The sequence below is a fragment of the Erwinia sp. E_sp_B01_1 genome (genome assembly GCF_036865545.1).
In the GTDB taxonomy this organism is placed as follows: domain Bacteria; phylum Pseudomonadota; class Gammaproteobacteria; order Enterobacterales; family Enterobacteriaceae; genus Erwinia.
The window spans coordinates 3,461,548-3,479,909 of the sequence record NZ_CP142208.1; the positions used below are offsets into that span (position 1 = coordinate 3,461,548).

General features: G+C 53.1%; 15 protein-coding genes. 8 read left to right on the top strand and 7 right to left on the bottom strand.

Annotated elements, in window-relative coordinates:
- Positions 1-3 precede the first annotated feature (3 nt).
- A complete protein-coding gene (locus VRC33_RS16220) occupies positions 4-1,032 on the top strand; it encodes an HlyD family secretion protein (RefSeq protein ID WP_338557344.1) in 1,029 nt (342 codons plus the stop codon).
- A 179-nt stretch (positions 1,033-1,211) separates the two neighbouring features.
- A complete protein-coding gene (gene ypdK, locus VRC33_RS16225) occupies positions 1,212-1,283 on the top strand; it encodes a membrane protein YpdK (protein WP_338564318.1) in 72 nt (23 codons plus the stop codon).
- 50 nt (positions 1,284-1,333) lie between these two features.
- Here ypdK and alaC read toward each other — a convergent pair whose 3' ends face one another.
- Together alaC and VRC33_RS16235 are read right to left on the bottom strand one after the other, a co-directional pair.
- Positions 1,334-2,569: an alanine transaminase gene (alaC, locus tag VRC33_RS16230; RefSeq protein ID WP_338557345.1), complete on the bottom strand. Its 1,236-nt coding sequence runs from the start codon at positions 2,567-2,569 to the stop codon at positions 1,334-1,336.
- A gap of 117 nt (positions 2,570-2,686) precedes the next feature.
- Positions 2,687-3,214: a GNAT family N-acetyltransferase gene (locus tag VRC33_RS16235; RefSeq protein WP_338557347.1), complete on the bottom strand. Its 528-nt coding sequence runs from the start codon at positions 3,212-3,214 to the stop codon at positions 2,687-2,689.
- 120 nt (positions 3,215-3,334) lie between these two features.
- On the opposite strand from VRC33_RS16235, the gene VRC33_RS16240 reads away from it, so the two are divergent.
- The 3 genes from VRC33_RS16240 (at position 3,335) to VRC33_RS16250 (ending at position 7,198) form a co-directional block, all read left to right on the top strand.
- The gene (locus tag VRC33_RS16240) at positions 3,335-4,573 is read left to right on the top strand and encodes a DUF1479 domain-containing protein (protein WP_338557349.1); all 1,239 of its coding nucleotides are present in this window, start codon (positions 3,335-3,337) and stop codon (positions 4,571-4,573) included.
- 181 nt (positions 4,574-4,754) lie between these two features.
- Positions 4,755-6,440 carry a sensor histidine kinase gene (locus VRC33_RS16245; RefSeq protein WP_338564319.1) on the top strand — a complete coding sequence of 562 codons (1,686 nt, stop codon included), beginning with the start codon at positions 4,755-4,757 and terminating at the stop codon, positions 6,438-6,440.
- Between the two features lie 26 nt (positions 6,441-6,466).
- Positions 6,467-7,198 carry a LytTR family DNA-binding domain-containing protein gene (locus tag VRC33_RS16250; RefSeq protein WP_338557350.1) on the top strand — a complete coding sequence of 244 codons (732 nt, stop codon included), beginning with the start codon at positions 6,467-6,469 and terminating at the stop codon, positions 7,196-7,198.
- A gap of 47 nt (positions 7,199-7,245) precedes the next feature.
- Here the strand turns inward: VRC33_RS16250 and glk are convergent, their stop codons facing one another.
- On the bottom strand, positions 7,246-8,211 hold the full coding sequence (gene glk / locus VRC33_RS16255; RefSeq protein WP_338557351.1) for a glucokinase: 966 nt from the start codon (positions 8,209-8,211) through the stop codon (positions 7,246-7,248).
- Between the two features lie 160 nt (positions 8,212-8,371).
- Positions 8,372-10,024, bottom strand: coding sequence for an alpha-keto acid decarboxylase family protein (locus tag VRC33_RS16260; protein WP_338557352.1), 1,653 nt, complete (start codon positions 10,022-10,024; stop codon positions 8,372-8,374).
- A gap of 200 nt (positions 10,025-10,224) precedes the next feature.
- Here VRC33_RS16260 and mgrA point away from each other — a divergent pair, with 200 nt between their 5' ends.
- Complete coding sequence (gene mgrA, locus VRC33_RS16265; protein WP_338557353.1) at positions 10,225-11,214, top strand: L-glyceraldehyde 3-phosphate reductase; 990 nt, start codon at positions 10,225-10,227, stop codon at positions 11,212-11,214.
- A 155-nt stretch (positions 11,215-11,369) separates the two neighbouring features.
- A complete protein-coding gene (locus VRC33_RS16270; protein WP_338557354.1) occupies positions 11,370-11,744 on the top strand; it encodes a DUF2502 domain-containing protein in 375 nt (124 codons plus the stop codon).
- A gap of 92 nt (positions 11,745-11,836) precedes the next feature.
- Here the strand turns inward: VRC33_RS16270 and VRC33_RS16275 are convergent, their stop codons facing one another.
- Positions 11,837-13,075 (bottom strand): Nramp family divalent metal transporter, encoded by a 1,239-nt coding sequence (locus VRC33_RS16275; RefSeq protein ID WP_338557355.1) that lies wholly within the window; start codon positions 13,073-13,075, stop codon positions 11,837-11,839.
- 386 nt (positions 13,076-13,461) lie between these two features.
- Between VRC33_RS16275 and VRC33_RS16280 the strand changes: the two genes are divergently transcribed.
- A complete protein-coding gene (locus VRC33_RS16280) occupies positions 13,462-14,649 on the top strand; it encodes a NupC/NupG family nucleoside CNT transporter (protein ID WP_338557357.1) in 1,188 nt (395 codons plus the stop codon).
- A 1,410-nt stretch (positions 14,650-16,059) separates the two neighbouring features.
- Here the strand turns inward: VRC33_RS16280 and VRC33_RS16285 are convergent.
- Positions 16,060-17,370, bottom strand: a complete 1,311-nt coding sequence (locus tag VRC33_RS16285) for an NtaA/DmoA family FMN-dependent monooxygenase (RefSeq protein ID WP_338557358.1) — start codon at positions 17,368-17,370, stop codon at positions 16,060-16,062.
- A gap of 1 nt (position 17,371) precedes the next feature.
- The gene (locus VRC33_RS16290; protein WP_338557359.1) at positions 17,372-18,292 is read right to left on the bottom strand and encodes an ABC transporter substrate-binding protein; all 921 of its coding nucleotides are present in this window, start codon (positions 18,290-18,292) and stop codon (positions 17,372-17,374) included.
- Between the last annotated feature and the right edge of the window lie 70 nt (positions 18,293-18,362).

Sequence of the window (18,362 nt, forward strand, 5' to 3'; positions counted from 1 at the left end):
ACTATGAGCTTCACACCTGCAAAAAGAACGTTAATGTTAGTGGTGCTGTTATTGATCCTGCTGGGGATAGCCTTCTTTGTCTGGTCAGCGATGGGACGCCATCAGGCCCGCACGGATGATGCCGTGGTCACGGCAGACTACACGCTGGTTGCCCCTAAAGTGTCCGGCTATATTCGCACCGTGAACGTCAGTGATAACCAGCTGGTGAAAGCGGGTGACACGCTGGCTGTTATCGACGACCGTGATTACCGGGTTGCGCTGGAGACTGCCGAAGCCAATCTCCAGGTCAGCAAGGCCAAACTTACCAGTGCTGAAGCGCAGCTTGATCAACAGCAGGCCTCCATCGCGCAGTCTGATGCGGCAGTGAGTGCCAGCGAAGCCACCCTGAACTATGCCGGACAAAATGCTGAGCGTTATCGCCGCCTGCTGAAAACGGGCACCACCACTGCCGATGAACAGCAAAAAACCAACGCTTCCATGCGTGAAGCTTCTGCCCAGCTTCGTCAGAGCCAGGCCGCGGCCCTCTCCGCGCGTAAGCAGGTCGGGATCCTTGAGGCGAGCATCAAACAGGCGCAGGCCGATATTGCTGCTTCAACCGCCAGCGTGGATCAGGCGCGCCTGAATCTCTCTTACACCATTATTAAAGCGCCGATCGCTGGTTCAGTCGGGCAACGTTCAGTGCGTGAAGGCGCCTGGGTGGCTGCCGGAACTCGTCTGCTGGCTGTTGTGCCGTTACATCAAACCTATGTAGTGGCAAATTTCCTGGAGACGCAGCTGGCAAACGTGAAACCGGGTCAGGGTGTCACTGTGGAAGTGGATGCCTTACCCGGCGTGACGCTACACGGCCACGTGGACAGCATTGCCCCGGCAACCGGTTCAACATTTGCCGCCATTACCGCCGACAATGCCACGGGCAATTACACCAAAGTGGTGCAGCGTTTGCCGGTGAAAATTGTGCTTGAGCCAGGCCAGACCGATCTGGCTCGCCTGCGGGTGGGTATGTCGGTAGTGCCAGAGATAGAAACACCTTAACTCAGTAAATTCTTAGCGTTAGCGGCTTTATTTTGCCGGACAGAGCGGGTAAATTAGCGGACGATCCTGCCATAAGCATTTTATGGCTACCTGATTCGGCAAGGCGTGCCGTTTCACATTCGTTAGTATTACACAGCCCCGGGAGCGCTCCACTCTCTGGTGCTCAGAGGAGTTGTCCGGTGAAATATGCTTTGATGGGAATCTCTTTTTTCATGGTCCTTTGGATTGGCACCTTCTATCTGATGCTGTAGCCCGCCAGACAAAATTCAGTGGGTCAGGCCTGGCGGCCTGACCCCGTTCTTCACACTTCTTCTTCGTTGAGTTTAGCCGACCCCGGCAAAATACCGTCCGCACGGAACATCGATTTAATCCCTCTGACTGCCTGACGAATACGATCGCTGTTCTCAATCAGCGCAAAGCGAACATGCGTATCACCATAGTCGCCAAAGCCGATGCCGGGAGAAACACAAACCTTAGCTTCCTGCAGCATATGTTTGGCAAACTCCAGCGACCCCATCGGTGCATAGTGGTCCGGGATTTTGGCCCAGACATACATTGAGGCTTTAGGGATGTCCACCATCCAGCCCGCTTCATGCAGCCCTTTTACCAGCACATCACGACGACGTTTATACTGCTCAGCAATATCCCTTACGCACTGCTGATCGCCTTCCAGCGCGGCGATGGCCGCCACCTGCAACGGCGTAAAGGTCCCGTAATCGTGATAGCTTTTGATTCGCGCCAGTGCCGCTACTAACTCTTTATTCCCGACCATAAAGCCGATGCGCCAGCCAGCCATATTGTAGCTTTTAGAGAGGGTGAAAAACTCTACCGCCACATCGCGCGCGCCCGGCACTTCCATAATTGACGGGGCTTTCCAGCCGTCATAAACGATATCGGCATAGGCCAGATCGTGGATAACCAGGATGTTGTACTGCTTCGCCAGCGCAATCACCCGCTCGAAAAAGTCCAGCTCCACGCACTGCGCTGTAGGATTGGAGGGGAAGCCGAGGATCATCATCTTGGGTTTGGGATAGCTTTCGCGGATCGCCCGCTCCAGCTCATTAAAGAAATCAACACCCGCAACCAGCGGAACAGAACGGACCTGCGCCCCGGCAATCACCGCGCCGTAAATATGAATCGGATAGCTGGGATTGGGCACCAGCACCGTATCGCCATGATCCAGCGTAGCCAGCATCAGGTGCGCCAGCCCCTCTTTAGAACCTATGGTGACGATGGCTTCGGATTCCGGATCGATCTCCACCTGATAGCGGTCGGCATACCAGCGGGAAATTGCCCGACGCAGGCGTGGAATGCCGCGCGAGGTGGAGTAGCCGTGCGTGTCATCACGCTGTGCCACGGCACAGAGTTTTTCCACAATATGTGGCGGTGTCGGGCCGTCCGGGTTACCCATGCTGAAATCAATAATATCTTCACCACGGCGGCGTGCAGCCATTTTGAGTTCGGCGGTGATGTTGAATACGTACGGGGGAAGACGTTCAATGCGCGAAAAACGACGTGCGGAGCTGATGTCAGCCATAGGATCCTCTGATTTACGTTAGCGCCCGGACCGTCCGAGCGACGCTGACCAGAAACTGGTCGAACAATGAACATAACGTAGAGTCCCCGGACCTGTCGAGGGGGGCACAGATATTTTTTACGCGTCGTTTTTCAGCCGTCCGAACACCCAATCGTTCACCCACTGCCCGCGCAGCAGATAATTATCACGTAACGTGCCCTCCAGCCTGAAACCGTTTTTCTCCAGCACGCGCCTTGATGCCCAGTTCCCCTCCACCACCTGCGCCTTGAGCTTATGAAACTCACAATGCTCAAAAAGCCAGGTTGCCAGCGCGTCCAGTGCCTCGCTGGCATACCCCTTACCGAAGTAACCGCTGAGAAAAGAGTAGCCAACCTCCGCCTGGCGATAGGGCGCCCACTCTGCGTTCGCCCCGATCAGCCCTATGGTTTCGCCGCTGCTTTTCAGTTTCACCGTCAGGCAGAGCATATGGAAGCTGGTGACCTGCCAGGGAGCCAGACGATCGTTAAACCGCTGGCGGATATCGGCCAGCTGCGGCACAGCGCTGATAAATTCCATGCTGGTGATATCAGTATGAACCTTATGAAAAAGCGGCCAGTCCTCAGCCTGCAAACTTTTCAGCTGCAGCCGTTCGGTAGTCAGTTGCATAGTCTCCTCACAAAAGGGGAACGCTTGTCCAATCTTCGCCCCTTTTTATTTCCGCTTTTGAAGGTTTTAATTAACACGCACCCTACATAAACACAACGATATAGTTACAGGAGTCACCCTATGTCTTCCCTGAATATCGAAAATATCCCTGAGGCGATCCGCCAGATCAAATATCAGCTCCGCGAAGCGCTACCTGACTACGCTGCAGTGTTTCAGGAGGTGGATGCGGACATCCGCCAGCAGATTGCCGGCCTCAACGCTTTGCAACAGCAAGGGGTCAATCCGGTTCCTCAACTTCACGCCGAAGAGATCCTGCAGAACAAGGTTACCGCACAGCAAAAAGCGCAGATACTGCAACGCGGCTGCTGTGTGATCCACGGCGTGTTCCCGCAGGAGACTGCCCGCGCATGGAACGAAGAAATCGGCCATTATCTGGCGCGAAATAACTTCGTTGAGCGCCTGAAAAATGCGGCAGAAGACAACTACTTTGGCGATCTGAAACAGGGTAAACCACAGATATACGGTATTTACTGGTCCGGGCCTCAGGTCGAAGCCCGCCAGCATCAGCGCATGAACGCGGTGCAGGTTTTCCTTAATACCCTGTGGCAAAACGAAAGTCAGGGCAAACAGCATTTCGATCCCAGCCGGATAGTCAGTTATGCCGACCGTACCCGTCGTCGCCCGCCCAATTCGGGATCGCTGGGGCTTTCGCCACACATTGATGGCGGCTCGCTGGAGCGCTGGCTGGATAACAATTTCCGCCACGTCTATCGTCATGTTTTCAGTGGTAACTGGCAGCAATATAACCCATTCGATGGCGAGATGCGCACAGAGGTGCGGGAGTTCGCCTCACCCGCCGTGTGCTCAATGTTCCGGACTTTTCAGGGCTGGACGGCGCTCTCCCCGCAGCGCAAAAATGCCGGCACGCTGAAGCTGCTACCCATTGCTAACGTGATGGCATGGATACTGTTACGCGCCTTGCAGGACGACGTGCCTGAAGACGATCTTTGCGGAGCCGCACCGGGTCGGGCCTTGTCCATCAGCGAGCAGTGGCATCCCCTTTTACTGGAAGGGATTTCCGCAATACCCGATATGGAAGCGGGAGATGCGGTGTTCTGGCACTGTGATGTGATTCATTCGGTAGAAAATGAACATCAGGGTGAGTTTGACAGCAACGTGATGTACATCTCCTCCGCCCCCTGGTGTGAAAAAAATGCCGCCTACCTTCAGCGCCAGTGGCCCGCTTTTGTTGAGGGGCGTTCTCCGCCAGATTTTGCCGCCGATGATTTTGAAGTCGACTTTCAGGGTCGGGCAACAGAAGCCTCACTGACCCCGCTCGGCAAATCGCAGATGCAGTAATCCTTGCTGAGGAATTGCTCTGCAACGGAAAAGTCACTTATGGCGCTTTTAATGAAAAATTGATCTGAACAGGCACCGGCACAAATCATTGCGTCGATGCCTGGCACATCCCGTCCGCTTTCCCTATCATAACGCTTTCCTCCTGACTGTTGCCGAGGCGCCCGTGCACTCGATGTTTGATATGTTGCTGGCCGTGCTGGATCGCGCTGCGCTGATGCTGATCTGCCTGTTTTTCATGACCCGCACGCGTCACTTCCGCCAGCTACTGCAAAAAGATGAGCACTCCCGTCAGGAACTGATAGCGGTGACGGTGATTTTTTCCCTGTTTGCGCTGTTCGGCACCTGGAGCGGCATTAACGTTGATGGCTCACTGGTTAACGTGCGCACCATTGCCATTATGTCCGGCGGCATTCTGTTTGGCCCCTGGGTAGGCATCATCACCGGTGGCGTGGCGGGCCTGCACCGCTTCCTGATTGATGTGCACGGCGTAACCTCAGTGCCCTGCCTGATTACCAGCATTATTGCGGGTGTTGTCTCTGGCTATATCAATCTCAAAGTAGTGAAAGAGAAACGCTGGAGCGTGGGGATCATCGGCGGCATGCTGTGTGAATCCCTGACCATGGTGCTGATTCTGGTCTGGGCCAAACCCACGGCGCTGGGGCTGGATATTGTCTCGGAGATTGCCGTACCGATGATTCTGGGCGCGGTGAGCATCGGCCTGATTGTGCTGCTGATCCAGAGCGTGGAGGGGGAAAAAGAGGCCATTGCGGCCAGACAAGCCAAGCTGGCGCTGGATATCGCCAATAAAACCTTGCCCCTGTTCAGGCAGGTTAACAGCCAGTCGTTGCGGCAGGTCTGCAACATTATCCGCAGTGATATCAACGCAGATGCCGTAGCCATTACCAATAAAAATCAGATCCTCGCCTATGTTGGCGTGGGGGAAACGAATTATCAGCATGGCGATGATGATATCAGCCCAACCACCGCCCGCTCGATCGCCAACGGCGAAATCATCATCAAGAATAACGATGAAGCGCACCGGACGCCGGAGATTCACTCAATGATAGTGATCCCGCTGTGGGAGAAAGGGGAAGTCACCGGCACGCTGAAGATTTACTATCGCCATGCGCACCGCATCACCTGGTCGCTGAAAGAGATGGCGGTGGGCCTTTCGCAGATTATCTCCACCCAGCTTGAGGTTTCCCGTGCTGAACAACTGCGCGAAATGGCAAACAAAGCGGAGTTACGTGCCCTGCAGAGTAAAATTAACCCCCATTTTTTGTTTAACGCGCTGAACGCTATCTCCTCTTCCATTCGCATCAATCCGGACACTGCCCGCCAGTTGATCACCAATCTGGCGCGCTATCTGCGCTACAACCTAGAGCTGAATGACGATGAGATCATTGATATCAAAAAAGAGCTGTATCAAATCAAGGATTACATTGCGATTGAGCAGGCCCGCTTTGGCGATAAGCTGACCGTTATCTATGACATTGACGAAGAGGTGAACTGCTCGCTGCCCAGCCTGCTGATCCAGCCGCTGGTGGAGAACGCTATCGTGCATGGTATTCATCCCTGCCGGGGGAAAGGCGTGGTGACGCTGAGCCTGAAGGATCAGGGCGACAGAATAAGGATTGCGGTGCGGGATACCGGCAACGGCATCAGCGAAGAGGTGATGGCCAGGGTCGAAAACAATGAGATGCCGGGCAATAAAATTGGCCTGCTTAACGTTCATCACCGGGTAAAACTGCTTTACGGCGAAGGCCTGCATATCCACCGGCGCAATCCTGGCACGGAAATCGCGTTTTATATCAGTAAAAACGGGTCTGCGCTGCCGGCCAGTGAAAGCGTCTCTTTAAGGGTTTAACCCCCTGCTAACTCCGGGAAAATGCTGTGAAAGCGATAATTGTAGAAGATGAATTTCTGGCACAGCAGGAGCTGAGCTGGCTGATCCGACAGCACAGTCAGCTAACCATTGAAGCCACCTTTGATGACGGTCTGGACGTGCTGAAATATCTGCAAACTCATCAGGTGGATGTGATCTTTCTGGATATCAATATCCCCTCGCTGGATGGCGTGTTGCTGGCGCAAAACATCAGCAAGTTTGCGCAAAAGCCGCTGATCGTGTTTATCACCGCCTGTAAGGAGCACGCGGTGGATGCCTTTGAGCTGGAAGCTTTCGACTACATACTCAAGCCTTATCATGAGATGCGCATTATCACCATGCTGCGTAAAGTTGAAAATACGCTGCAGCAGGCTCCTCAGGCGGAAAATCCGGAGTCGCCGCGCCATCCGGTGCACACCATCAACCTGGTGAAAGATGAACGGATCATCGTTACTGATATCAACGATATTTATTATGCCGAAGCCCATGAGAAGATGACTTTTGTCTATACCCGGCGCGAAGAGTATGTGATGTCGATGAACATTACCGAATTCTGTAGCCGGTTGCCGGATGAGTATTTTTTCCGCTGCCACCGCTCTTATTGCGTCAACCTGAATAAAATCCGCGAGATCGAACCCTGGTTTAACAATACTTATATGCTCAAGCTGCGGGATCTGGAATTCCAGGTGCCGGTGAGCCGGAGTAAAGTAAAAGAGTTTCGTCAGTTGATGAGGTTATAGCAGAAGGGGAAAGAACAGGGCCGGAATCCCGGCCCCGTTAAGAGAGCTTAAAGGATGCTGCCCAGCGTCTGGCGAAGATGCGCACCGGCACCCAGCAGGCCAGGCTTGTCGTGGGTGATCAGATAGACAGGAATGCCCTGAACGTAATCTTTGAAGCGGCCTTTATCTTCGAACGCAGCGCGGAAACCGGAGGATTTGAAGAACTCCAGGAAGCGCGGCACTATGCCACCCGCGATATAGACGCCACCAAAGGTGCCCATGTTCAGCGCCAGGTTACCGCCAAAGCGGCCCATGATCACGCAGAACATCGCCAGCGCCCGGCGGCAATCGGTGCAGCTGTCCTCCAGCGCACGCTGAGAGACATCCTTCGGCTTCAGGTTTTCCGGTTCCCGGTCATCTGATTTAACAATCGCCCGATAAAGGTTTACCAGGCCAGCGCCGGAGAGCACGCGTTCCGCAGAAACATGGCCCAGTTCGGCACGCAGCACTTCAAGGATAAGATCTTCTTCTTCGCTGTTGGCGGCAAAATCAACATGACCGCCCTCGCCCGGCAGGCTTACCCAACGTTTATCCACATGCACCAGATGCGCAACGCCCAGGCCAGTTCCGGCTCCGTAGACAGCAACAGGTTTATCTTTCACCGCTGAGCCACCGCCGAACTGCATGACATCCTGGTCCGTCAGCATGGGGATAGCCATGGAAACCGCAGTGAAATCATTGATGATCTCAAGGTGCTCAAAACCCAGGCTGGCTTTCATTTTGCTGGTGGAGAAAGCCCAGTCATGGTTGGTCATCTCAACCCAGTCGTCGGTGATTGGGCAGGCAATGGCGATACAGCCATCGGTAATCTCCTGCTGCTGCTCATCCAGATAAAAGCGGATCACCGCTTCAAGGCTGTCGTAATCTGCTGTGGAGAAAGTTTTGGCTTGTGAAATGGCACCGTTTTCTACTTCACACAGCGCCAGGCGGGCATTTGTACCGCCAACATCACCTACCAAAGCATACTTAGTCATTATTGTTTTGCTCCGCTTACGTCATTTATACACACTATAAATTTCCCCCACTCAAACAACAACGCCCGCCCGTCGAAAGGGGCACGCGAATCACGCTAATCGCCTACCTTACCTGCACGCGGCGTCCTTGCCCACGGGCATCAATCTGAATTCTGTAACATTATGCGGAATTTCGCTGGTTAAGCGCGGCGCAGACCGCCTGCAACAGCGGTGGAACATCCAGCCGGGGCAGTATGACTTCCACCAGCGACAGGCGGCTGGTTTGCCCAATTAGTTTCATGACTTCAGTGAGTTGGACGGTTTCAGAGACCTGCCAGCTCTGTGCCTGACAGTTCAGGCTCAGCGCCTGAGGCAACAGTGTCCAGTTCCAGGCTGCAATATCATTGTAGCGCTGATGTTCACCGTGGATCGCACGTTCGACAGTATAACCTGCATTATTCAACACAAATATTACCGGCTTCATGCCATCGCGCAGCATCGAACCCAGTTCCTGAATGGTCAACTGAGCAGAACCGTCTCCGCTCAGCAGCACCACGCGACGCTCCGGACAGGCAATCTGCGCGCCGTAGGCCGCAGGCAGGGTAAAGCCAATCGATCCCCACAGAGGCTGGCTGATAAAGGTGACGCCTGCCGGTAACCTCAGGGCCGCAGCACCAAAGGCCGCGGTGCCCTGATCTGCCAGCACAATGTCGCCGGGCTGCAGAAAATCCTGTATCGCCTGCCAGAAAGTATTCTGTGTCAGGGAGTCTGAGGGCTCCTCTTTCAGCGCCGGAGCAGAAGCCCGCTTTTGGCTCCACTGTGGGGCATAACGTTTCATTAACGGTAGTAAGGCATCGAGGGCCTCCTCCATCGGTAACTGCGGGAAAACTTTTCCGCCGATACAGCTGCTGTGCAGCCCGATAGCGAGCGTCTTCTGGCTGTTGATATTTTGCGTAAAACCGGCAGTAATAGTGTCGGTGTACAGCACGCCAACGGTGATAATCACTTCACTCTGTTCAATAGTCTGCTGCGTATCGCCTGCGCTTGCCGCACCGGCATAGGTTCCTGCAAACCCATCAAGCTGCTCCGGCAGCACGCTTTTACCCATCAGTAAGGTGGCAAACGGCATCGGGGCTTCTTCCAGCAGCCGCTGCAAAGTGGCGTGCTGCCGCGCCCGGTCAGCCAGAAAATCCGCCAGCAAAGCCACGCTGCCCGCCGATGAAAGCAGGTGTCCAGCCGCATCGGCAAAGGCTGACTTTGATCCGGCATCATAAGTGTGTTGGGTATTTAAAGGTGCGGCGGGTGGTGAGATTTTGGCAACCGCCACATCTGTCGGGAGATAGAGATAAACCGGGCGATGTTCCCGCAGCGCAGTCACCAGCAGACGATCAATTTCCCCTGCGGCATTCTCCGGAGTCAGCACTGCCTGGGCTACGGTCACTTCCTGTGACATGCGCAGAAAGTGATGATAGTCCCCGTCCCCCAGCGTGTGATGAAGCAGCAGCCCTTCGCGCTGCGCGGAGCTGGAGGGCGCCCCCACGATATGGAACACCGGCAGATACTCAGCATAGCTGCCTGCAATTCCGTTCAGCGCGCTGAGTTCTCCCACGCCGAAAGTCGTTAACAGCGCTGCCGCACCCCGGCAACGTGCATAACCGTCCGCGGCATAGGCCGCATTTAACTCATTGGCGCAGCCTGTCCAGCCAATATCAGGACTGTTAATCACCTCATCAAGAAACTGCAAATTGTAATCGCCCGGAACGCCGAACAGATGTCCAATTCCGGCCTCATGTAAACGACACAGCAGATACTGCCCAACGGTAAGACTTTGCATGGTTTTCTCCTCATGAGTCCTTACCTGAGTATTGCCGATATTTTTCACCACATTAGCGAAGATTTCGCCGACGGGTGGCAAGCCAGCGTTACGCTCCGGAATTATCTGCAAGTTGGGATCTGCCGCGCTTACCGGTTCGGTGTAACCGTATACACTGTTATGCTTTTCCGGACACTGACCCAATCTAACAGGATTAACTCATGGTTTATCAGGCAGATGCAGAACGTTATCAGAAAATGACCTACCACCGTTGCGGGCGCAGCGGGCTGAAATTGCCCGCCATCTCTTTAGGGCTCTGGCATAACTTTGGTGACAGCACGCGCGTGGATAACAGCCGGGCACTGCTGCGCCATGCTTTTGATAACGGGATCACCCATTTCGATCTCGCCAACAACTATGGCCCACCTCCCGGCTCGGCTGAAGAGAACTTTGGCCGTATCCTGCGTGAGGATTTTGCTCCTTACCGCGATGAGTTGATCATCTCTTCCAAAGCTGGCTACACCATGTGGGATGGCCCGTACGGCGACTGGGGTTCCCGCAAATACCTGGTTGCCAGCCTGAATCAGAGCCTGAAACGCATGGGCCTGGATTATGTGGATATCTTCTATCATCACCGCCCGGATCCGGAAACGCCGCTGGAAGAGACCATGACCGCCCTGGATCATATTGTCCGTCAGGGTAAAGCGCTCTATATCGCGCTCTCCAACTACCCGGCTGACCTTGCGGCAGAAGCTATCGCTATTCTGAAACAGCTCGGCACCCCATGCCTGATCCACCAGCCTAAATACTCCATGTTTGAACGGGCACCGGATCGGGGGCTGCTGGATGTGCTGGCTAAAGAGGGAGTGGGCAGCATCGCTTTCTCGCCTTTAGCGGGCGGCGTGCTGACCGATCGCTACCTGAACGGTATTCCTGAGGATTCGCGTGCGGCAAGCGGCAGCCAGTTCCTGAACAGCGACCAGCTGACGCCGGAAAAAATGGATAAAGTTCGTCAGCTTAATGCCATTGCGCAGCAACGAGGGCAGAAGCTTTCACAGATGGCGCTGGCCTGGGTATTACGCGGAAACCGCGTAACTTCCGTGCTGATTGGGGCCAGTAAAACGGCTCAGATCGACGATGCGGTGGGCATGCTGCAAACGCGTGAATTCAGCGCGGCCGAGCTGGAAAAAATTGACGCTATTCTTGGCTAAACCCTGTCCCGCCGCGCCCTGCGGCGGGATATTCCCGGATAAATCTCAAATCTCCTTTTCAGGCCATTTTTCAGAATCTCCCAGGCGTAACCGCAGCAAACTCTTTATAATCTTGGCCAACAACGGAGCAGCAGAACCGTTGATAAGGAGATCCAATGAAACGTTTATTGCTTGTTGCCACTTTACTGGCAAGTTTATCCCCGTTGGCGATGCACACAGCGCAGGCCGACAGCGCCACCATTACCTTAGCACCTGGCGTTTCGCTGCATCTTGGAGACCGCGATCGTCGCGGAAACTACTGGGATGGCGGTCGCTGGCGCGATGACCGTTACTGGCACAACAACTATCGTTACGATGAGGGCCGCTGGTGGCGTCACGAACAGTGGCGCAGGCATCAGGAGATGCGCCGACGTCATGAATGGGAGCGTGAACGACGCTGGCATGACCGTGAACGTCAACGCGAATGGCGTCACCACGAACGCGAACGCCATCATGAACGAGAACGTCATCACGACCACGATCGTCACTGATCAAAAAAGCCGACCAGAAGGTCGGCTTTTTTATGCGGCTTGCAGCCAGGCAGCTATCTTGTTGCCCGTGACAGAAGCTTCAGGTGCGAGCCCTATATTCCCATCGCCATCGCAACCAGCAAATAGAGGTTCAGCGCCACCACAATCACTACTATCACTTTGCCTGCCCACTGCATCCCACGGGAGTTAACCATATCTCCCATCAGCTCGCGGTTGCCGGTGAAGGTCAGCAACGGCACCAGCGCCAGGGCAATACCAAAGCTGAGCAGGACCTGGCTCATCACCAGAATCCGGGTAGGTTCCCATCCGGCCATAATGACAATAAAAGAAGGGAGCATGGTGATCACCCGACGCACCAGCAGCGGAATGTGGACGTGAATAAAGCCCTGCATCACCACCTGTCCGGCCATGGTTCCCACCACGGTAGAGGAGAGTCCTGCTGCCAGCAGGCTCAGGCCAAACACCAGCGCAGCCGCACGGCCCAGCAGAGGGTCAAGCGTCAGATAAGCCTGGTCGAGATCGGCGATGCCGGTATGTCCGCTGAAGTGGAAGGCTGCTGCTGCCGTCGCCATCATCGCCAGGTTGACGAAACCGGCGATGGTCATGGCAATGGCCACATCCAGCTTGGTTGAAGAGTAGCGCTGCTCACGAGTGCCGCCGTCCGGGCTTTGTGTCAGAGAGGAGTGCAGATAGATGACGTGCGGCATAATGGTTGCCCCCAGCACACCGGCAGCCAGCAATACGGCATCGGCGGTAGGCAGGGAAGGTACAGAAATGCCCTGAACCAGATCGGCAATTTTAGGCTGTGAGAAAAAGAGCTCAATCACATATGCCGCCGCCACAAACAGCAGCAGCCCGCCAATCACCAGCTCCAGCGGTTTCTGCCCGCGGCTTTGCAGCATCAGGATCAGGAAAGTTACCACCCCGGTAAGCACGGCTCCCTGCAACAGGCTGACGCCAAAAATCAGCTTAAAGCCAATCGCGGCGCCAATGAACTCCGCCAGATCGGTCGCCATCGCAATGATTTCTGCCTGTACCCAGTAGAACCAGACGGCAGGACGGGGGAAGCGGTCACGGATGTGTTCAGCCAGGTTCTTGCCGGTTGCAATGCCCAGCTTGGCTGACATTAGTTGGATGACCATTGCCATAATGTTCGCCCAGACCACAACCCACAACAGCTGGTAGCCATAGGAGGCACCAGCCTGAATATTGGTGGCGAAGTTGCCGGGGTCGATATAGCCGATAGCCGCAATAAAGGCAGGCCCCATCAACGCAAATTTAATTTTGCGTGCACCCCGGACGGTTTGCTCTGCTGTGCGGCCTTCAAACATAGTTATCCCCTGCTAAGCACCTGAAAAGGTCATTTTCTTTTAAATGATAATGATTATCAAGCGCATTTGAATGGGTTTTCGTTATCGCTGTGATAGCCCGTACTAAGAAATATAGCAAAGGCTATACTTGAACACAAATTACGCCATAGCTAAAAAATGAGCAATCACAATTTGTGCGGTTGTTGGAAAGCTGTTGGAAACCCGTTAAAGAATACCCATCATTTTGCTGGGGTGTTTTTTTAAACAGTGTCAGTATGTGACCAGGAAGAGGATTCTGTCGGAATGGGTGATAGGTAATTGTTATATTGTGTTCCAGATCTCGTTTTTCGGCTTCTTGTTACATAGAATGTGCAGCGAAATATAACATCCTTCAAATTGGAGCAGACATGTCAGGCATTTTCCATTTTGCTTTGGCGCTGGTGATGGTAACCGTGCTGGCCTTGCTGGTGAGTACAGATCGGAAAAACATCCGCGTACGTTTTATTATACAGCTTCTGGTCATAGAGGTACTGCTTGCGTGGTTCTTCCTTAACTCTGAAGCCGGCCTGGGATTTGTTAAAGGCTTTGCTGGTCTGTTCGACAAACTGCTGAGCTATGCCGGGCAGGGAACCAGCTTCGTGTTTGGCAACATGAGCGACAAAGGATTGGCTTTCTTCTGGCTGAACGTTCTCTGCCCTATCGTGTTTATCTCCGCACTGATCGGGATTTTGCAGCACTTCCGCATTCTGCCAATTGTCATTCGCGCTATCGGAACCGTGCTCTCCAAAGTCAACGGTATGGGCAAGCTGGAGTCGTTTAACGCCGTCAGCTCGCTGATTCTGGGCCAGTCTGAAAACTTTATTGCCTACAAAGATATCCTCGGCAGGATGTCCCAGCGTCGCATGTACACCATGGCTGCTACGGCGATGTCTACCGTGTCGATGTCCATCGTCGGCGCTTATATGACCATGATTGACCCGAAATATGTGGTAGCCGCTTTAGTGCTGAATATGTTCAGTACCTTTATCGTGCTGTCGCTGATCAACCCTTATAACGTTGAGCACGAAGAAGAACTGACGCTGAACGATCTGCACAAGGGCCAGAGCTTCTTTGAAATGCTGGGTGAATATATCCTGGCCGGTTTCAAAGTCGCGGTGATCGTGGCGGCGATGCTGATCGGCTTTATCGCGCTGATCTCTGCCATTAACGCCCTGTTTGATTTTGTCTTCGGTATCAGCTTCCAGGGCGTGCTGGGCTATGTCTTCTACCCGTTTGCCTGGGTGATGGGCGTGCCAGCTAATGAGGCGTTACAGGTGGGCAGCATCATGGCAACTAAACTGGTCTCCAATGAGTTTGTCGCGATGATGGATCTGCAGAAAGTGGCCGGTGAACTCTCACCGCGCGGTGTGGGCATCCTCTCTGTGTTCCTGGTCTCCTTTGCTAACTTCTCCTCAATCGGGATTGTAGCGGGCGCCATTAAAGGGCTGCACGAAGAGCAAGGTAACGTAGTGTCGCGCTTCGGCCTGAAACTGCTGTACGGCTCAACGCTGGTTAGCGTTCTGTCGGCATCTATTGCAGGTTTAGTGCTGGCTTAAGGCTTCCGGCACCAGTCAGAATCAGAAAGGCGAACCTGCGGGTTCGCCTTTTTTTATGCGTTTTTTTTAGAGGTGTCTCTATAAGTACGTCGACCTTGACCTTAATTAGCGTATGGAAAGATTATTTACTTGTTCACGGGCTCTGGAGGCCGGTTCAATTCTCTAAGACTTCCGTTTTCAAGGCATAAAACCCGATCTGCGGAGGCAGATGGAAAAAGAATCCCTTTCTTGTAAAACGAGCATATGCCACCAAAGAGACACCCTCTGAAGAATACTTCTTCATAAAATGGAACGATAATGACAAGGATCAGTATCAGCCCTGGACTAAAGGGTAACGTGTGAGAGCGAACAACATCAATTCTCGACAGAAGGGAAAAAATTTGCACCAGAAAAATAAAAGTAACCAGGCATCTCTTTTTTTATGTGAAAAATGGATTAAAGTAGCTTCTTTCATAAAGTACGCCTGTTTTTCTTAAAAAGAAGACAATTAATTTTATGAGACAACCTGGCGAATAAACCAATCACTAAAATCAAAACTGTAAATTTCGAGAAGTTTTCAGGAAAAGAAAAATAAAAGGTTTCAATTACGGAGGCGCCACTCAACAACGCATAACCGGCCATAATACAAACAAAGCTAATAATTAACTTTGCTATACCAAATATAGCATTTGCTAACACGATGGAACCCTCCGTGGATTGATTATTTTATTTTATCGATGACAACTTCCTGTAGCACTATTACCAGAGCAATGACTGGAGCCAGCAGCATTACTATTCCCACCATTATTTCCACCACCAGATAAACATTGCCCGGTTATAGCGCCACCTACAACCCCTTTAACCATTCCTGAAAAACCACCTTTAAAATCCCTTGCCAATATCTGACCAGAAAAAATGAAAATAAAGGAGATCTATGTAAACAAATGTTACTAAAGGATTGGAGGTGATAGTAACGCGAAAGAAATGAGGGTTAAAATACATCTTCAGGATTTGAAAACTAAGGGTGATTCAATGCTAAAAAGAAACCATACATTAACATGATATTAATGTACAGATTCCGGATAATGGTGCCAGCCTGGCACTTCATTGCGTTTTTTTAAGAAAGTAATACGCATCACTTAAGATTCATCCACTCATATTTAACACAAACAAATATCAACCTTGCAAAACCCTGGCAAAGAATATTAAACAATCTTCTCCCGAAAAATATCAGCAATAAGCTTTATTGTTTTTTTGTAATTTTGCGGGCTGCATGGCAAATAATCATCTGCACTATCAGCGCCGGAAGTTCTGGCAAAAAAACCACTTCATCAACGCACTTCTATGACTTATCCTAAATGAAGCATATCCCCGCGCAATAAATTATCAGGAACGCTGTAATAACCATCGCTCCTGATAAACAACTTTTAATCAGTCTTCTACGGATATTCCCAGATGCTCCCGCAACGTCCTGCCACTGTACTCCTTTCTGAAAACGCCGCGTTTTTGCAGTTCCGGGATCACGTAGTCGGCAAAGTTGTTCAGCGAGGCTGGCATATCGGCAGGCATTAACACAAAACCGTCACAGGCTTTATCTTCCACCCAGGCGACCATCTCATCGGCAATCTGTTCTGCTGTTCCGGCAATCACCAGAAACGAGGCGCTGGCAGCATAGGCTTTCGCTACCTGAGCCAGCGTTTTCCCCTCTTTTCTCGCCTGCGAGATGACATACTCAAAGCGCCCTTTACTGCCACTGATCCGATCAAAGATATCCGGGAAAAGTTCATCCGGCTCATGCTGCGACAGGTCATAATTCATGCTGGCCGACATAAAGCTCAGCCCCGCCTGATGATCTACCAGGGCATCAAGCTGCCTGCGCTTCTCCTCTGCTTCCTGCTGAGTCGCCCCTACAATCGGCATAATGCCTGGCAGCACTTTGCAGGCCTGAGGCGCACGACCAAACCCAGCCATTTCCTGTTTAAACTGTTGATAAAAATGCTTAGCCCGCTTTCGGTCAGGCTGGACGGTGAAGATCACTTCCCCTACCCTGGCTGCGACCTGTTTAAAATCCTCAGAGACGCCGGCCAGTATCTGCACCGGCCTGCCCTGCGGCGAGGCGGCCACGGTCAGCGGACCTTTAATCTGAAAATGCTCGCCCTGAAAATGGGTATAGCTGACCTTTGCCGGATCGACATAAACGCCGCTCGCTTTGTCGGCCACCAGCGCACCCGGCTGCCAGCTTGCCAGCAAGGCATGGACAGCATCAATAAACTCCCCTGCGCGCTGATAGCGTTGATAATGCCCGGGATGCTGCAGCTTGCTGAAATTACGGGCTTCACCGTCGTTAGTAGAGGTCACCGCGTTCCAGGCCATTCTTCCGGCGCTGAAATGATCAATGGTGGCGATGGTGCGGGCCGCGTGGAAAGGTTCGCTATAGGTAGTGGAGAGCGTTCCCCCAAGCCCGATGCGTTCAGTCAGCAAACTTAATGCGGTCAGTAAAGCCATAGGCTCCGGTCGGGCATAGCCAGGCCTGTACTGCACCGTGGTGGCTATGTCGTTACCGTAAATATCATCAACCGACAGCTTGTCGGCAATAAAGGCAAAGTCGAATTTCGCTTCCTCCGCTTTTTTCACCAGCCTCAGCCAGGTTTCCACCAGCATAGGATCGTGGTTCTGCGCCTCAGGATGTCGCCATCCCCCGGCATGCAGCCCGGTATCACTCAGGTAAAGGGCCAGATGCATGCTATTTCCCCTGTGACAGGCTGAGATCGATAAACGAGGCGGCCTTCAGCGGTTTGGGGATCAGACCGTTTTTCACGTAAAAATCTGCGGTGTTTTGCTGGATAGCCAGCACTTCCTGCGAATTGCTATCCACGGTGTTGATTTCACGCTTCACCTTCGCCAACGCCACATCCTGTGGAATACGCAGCAGCTTGCCGATCGAAGCCGCATAAGCTTCCGGATGCTGCTCGCCCCAGGCCCTGGCACGCGTCAGTCGCTGAGTAAAATCCGCCAGCTCCGATTGTTTACTGCTTATCGCAACATTGCTGGCAACCAGATAATTCAGTGCCGGGTAAGCTTTGCCATCGGCCAGAATTTCCGCGCCGGACTGATGCGTGGCGAAAGAGACGTAGGGTTCCCAGGTGGATACGGCATCCACGCCGCCCTGATCCAGAACCAGCGTGGCTTCAGCTGGTGTGGTAAAAACAAAATTCACCTCTTTAGGATCTACCCCAGCTTTTTGCAGCGCCTGCAAAGCCAGATTGTGGCCGGAAGATCCTTTAACAGTGGCAATGCGCTTGCCTGCCAGCTCTCTGACGCTGTGGATTGGGCTGCCTTTTTTAACAATGATGGCGTTCCCGGCATAGCGGGTCGCCAGAATCCCTTTGGCATCCAGCCCCGCCGCAACGGCAAACGTCAGTGGTGCATCCCCTACCGATCCGGCATCAATCGACCCGGCGCGCATCGCTTCCAGCAACGGCGCAGCGTTAGCAAACTCATGCCAGCTGAGCGTGTAAGGGAGGTTGTTCAGTTCGCCTGAGGCTTCAAGGATGGCACGGGCATTGCCGCGCTGATCGCCCACGGAGAGCGTAGATGTCGCCCAGACAGGGGAAGCGAAAGCGGCAATCAATAAAGCGAAAGAGGATAAAGGAGAGGTTTTCATCTGGTGTCTCAATAAGGAGAAAACCTGAGACTAGCACTGGGGTTTTTAGAATTTAAATGCGTATATTGCG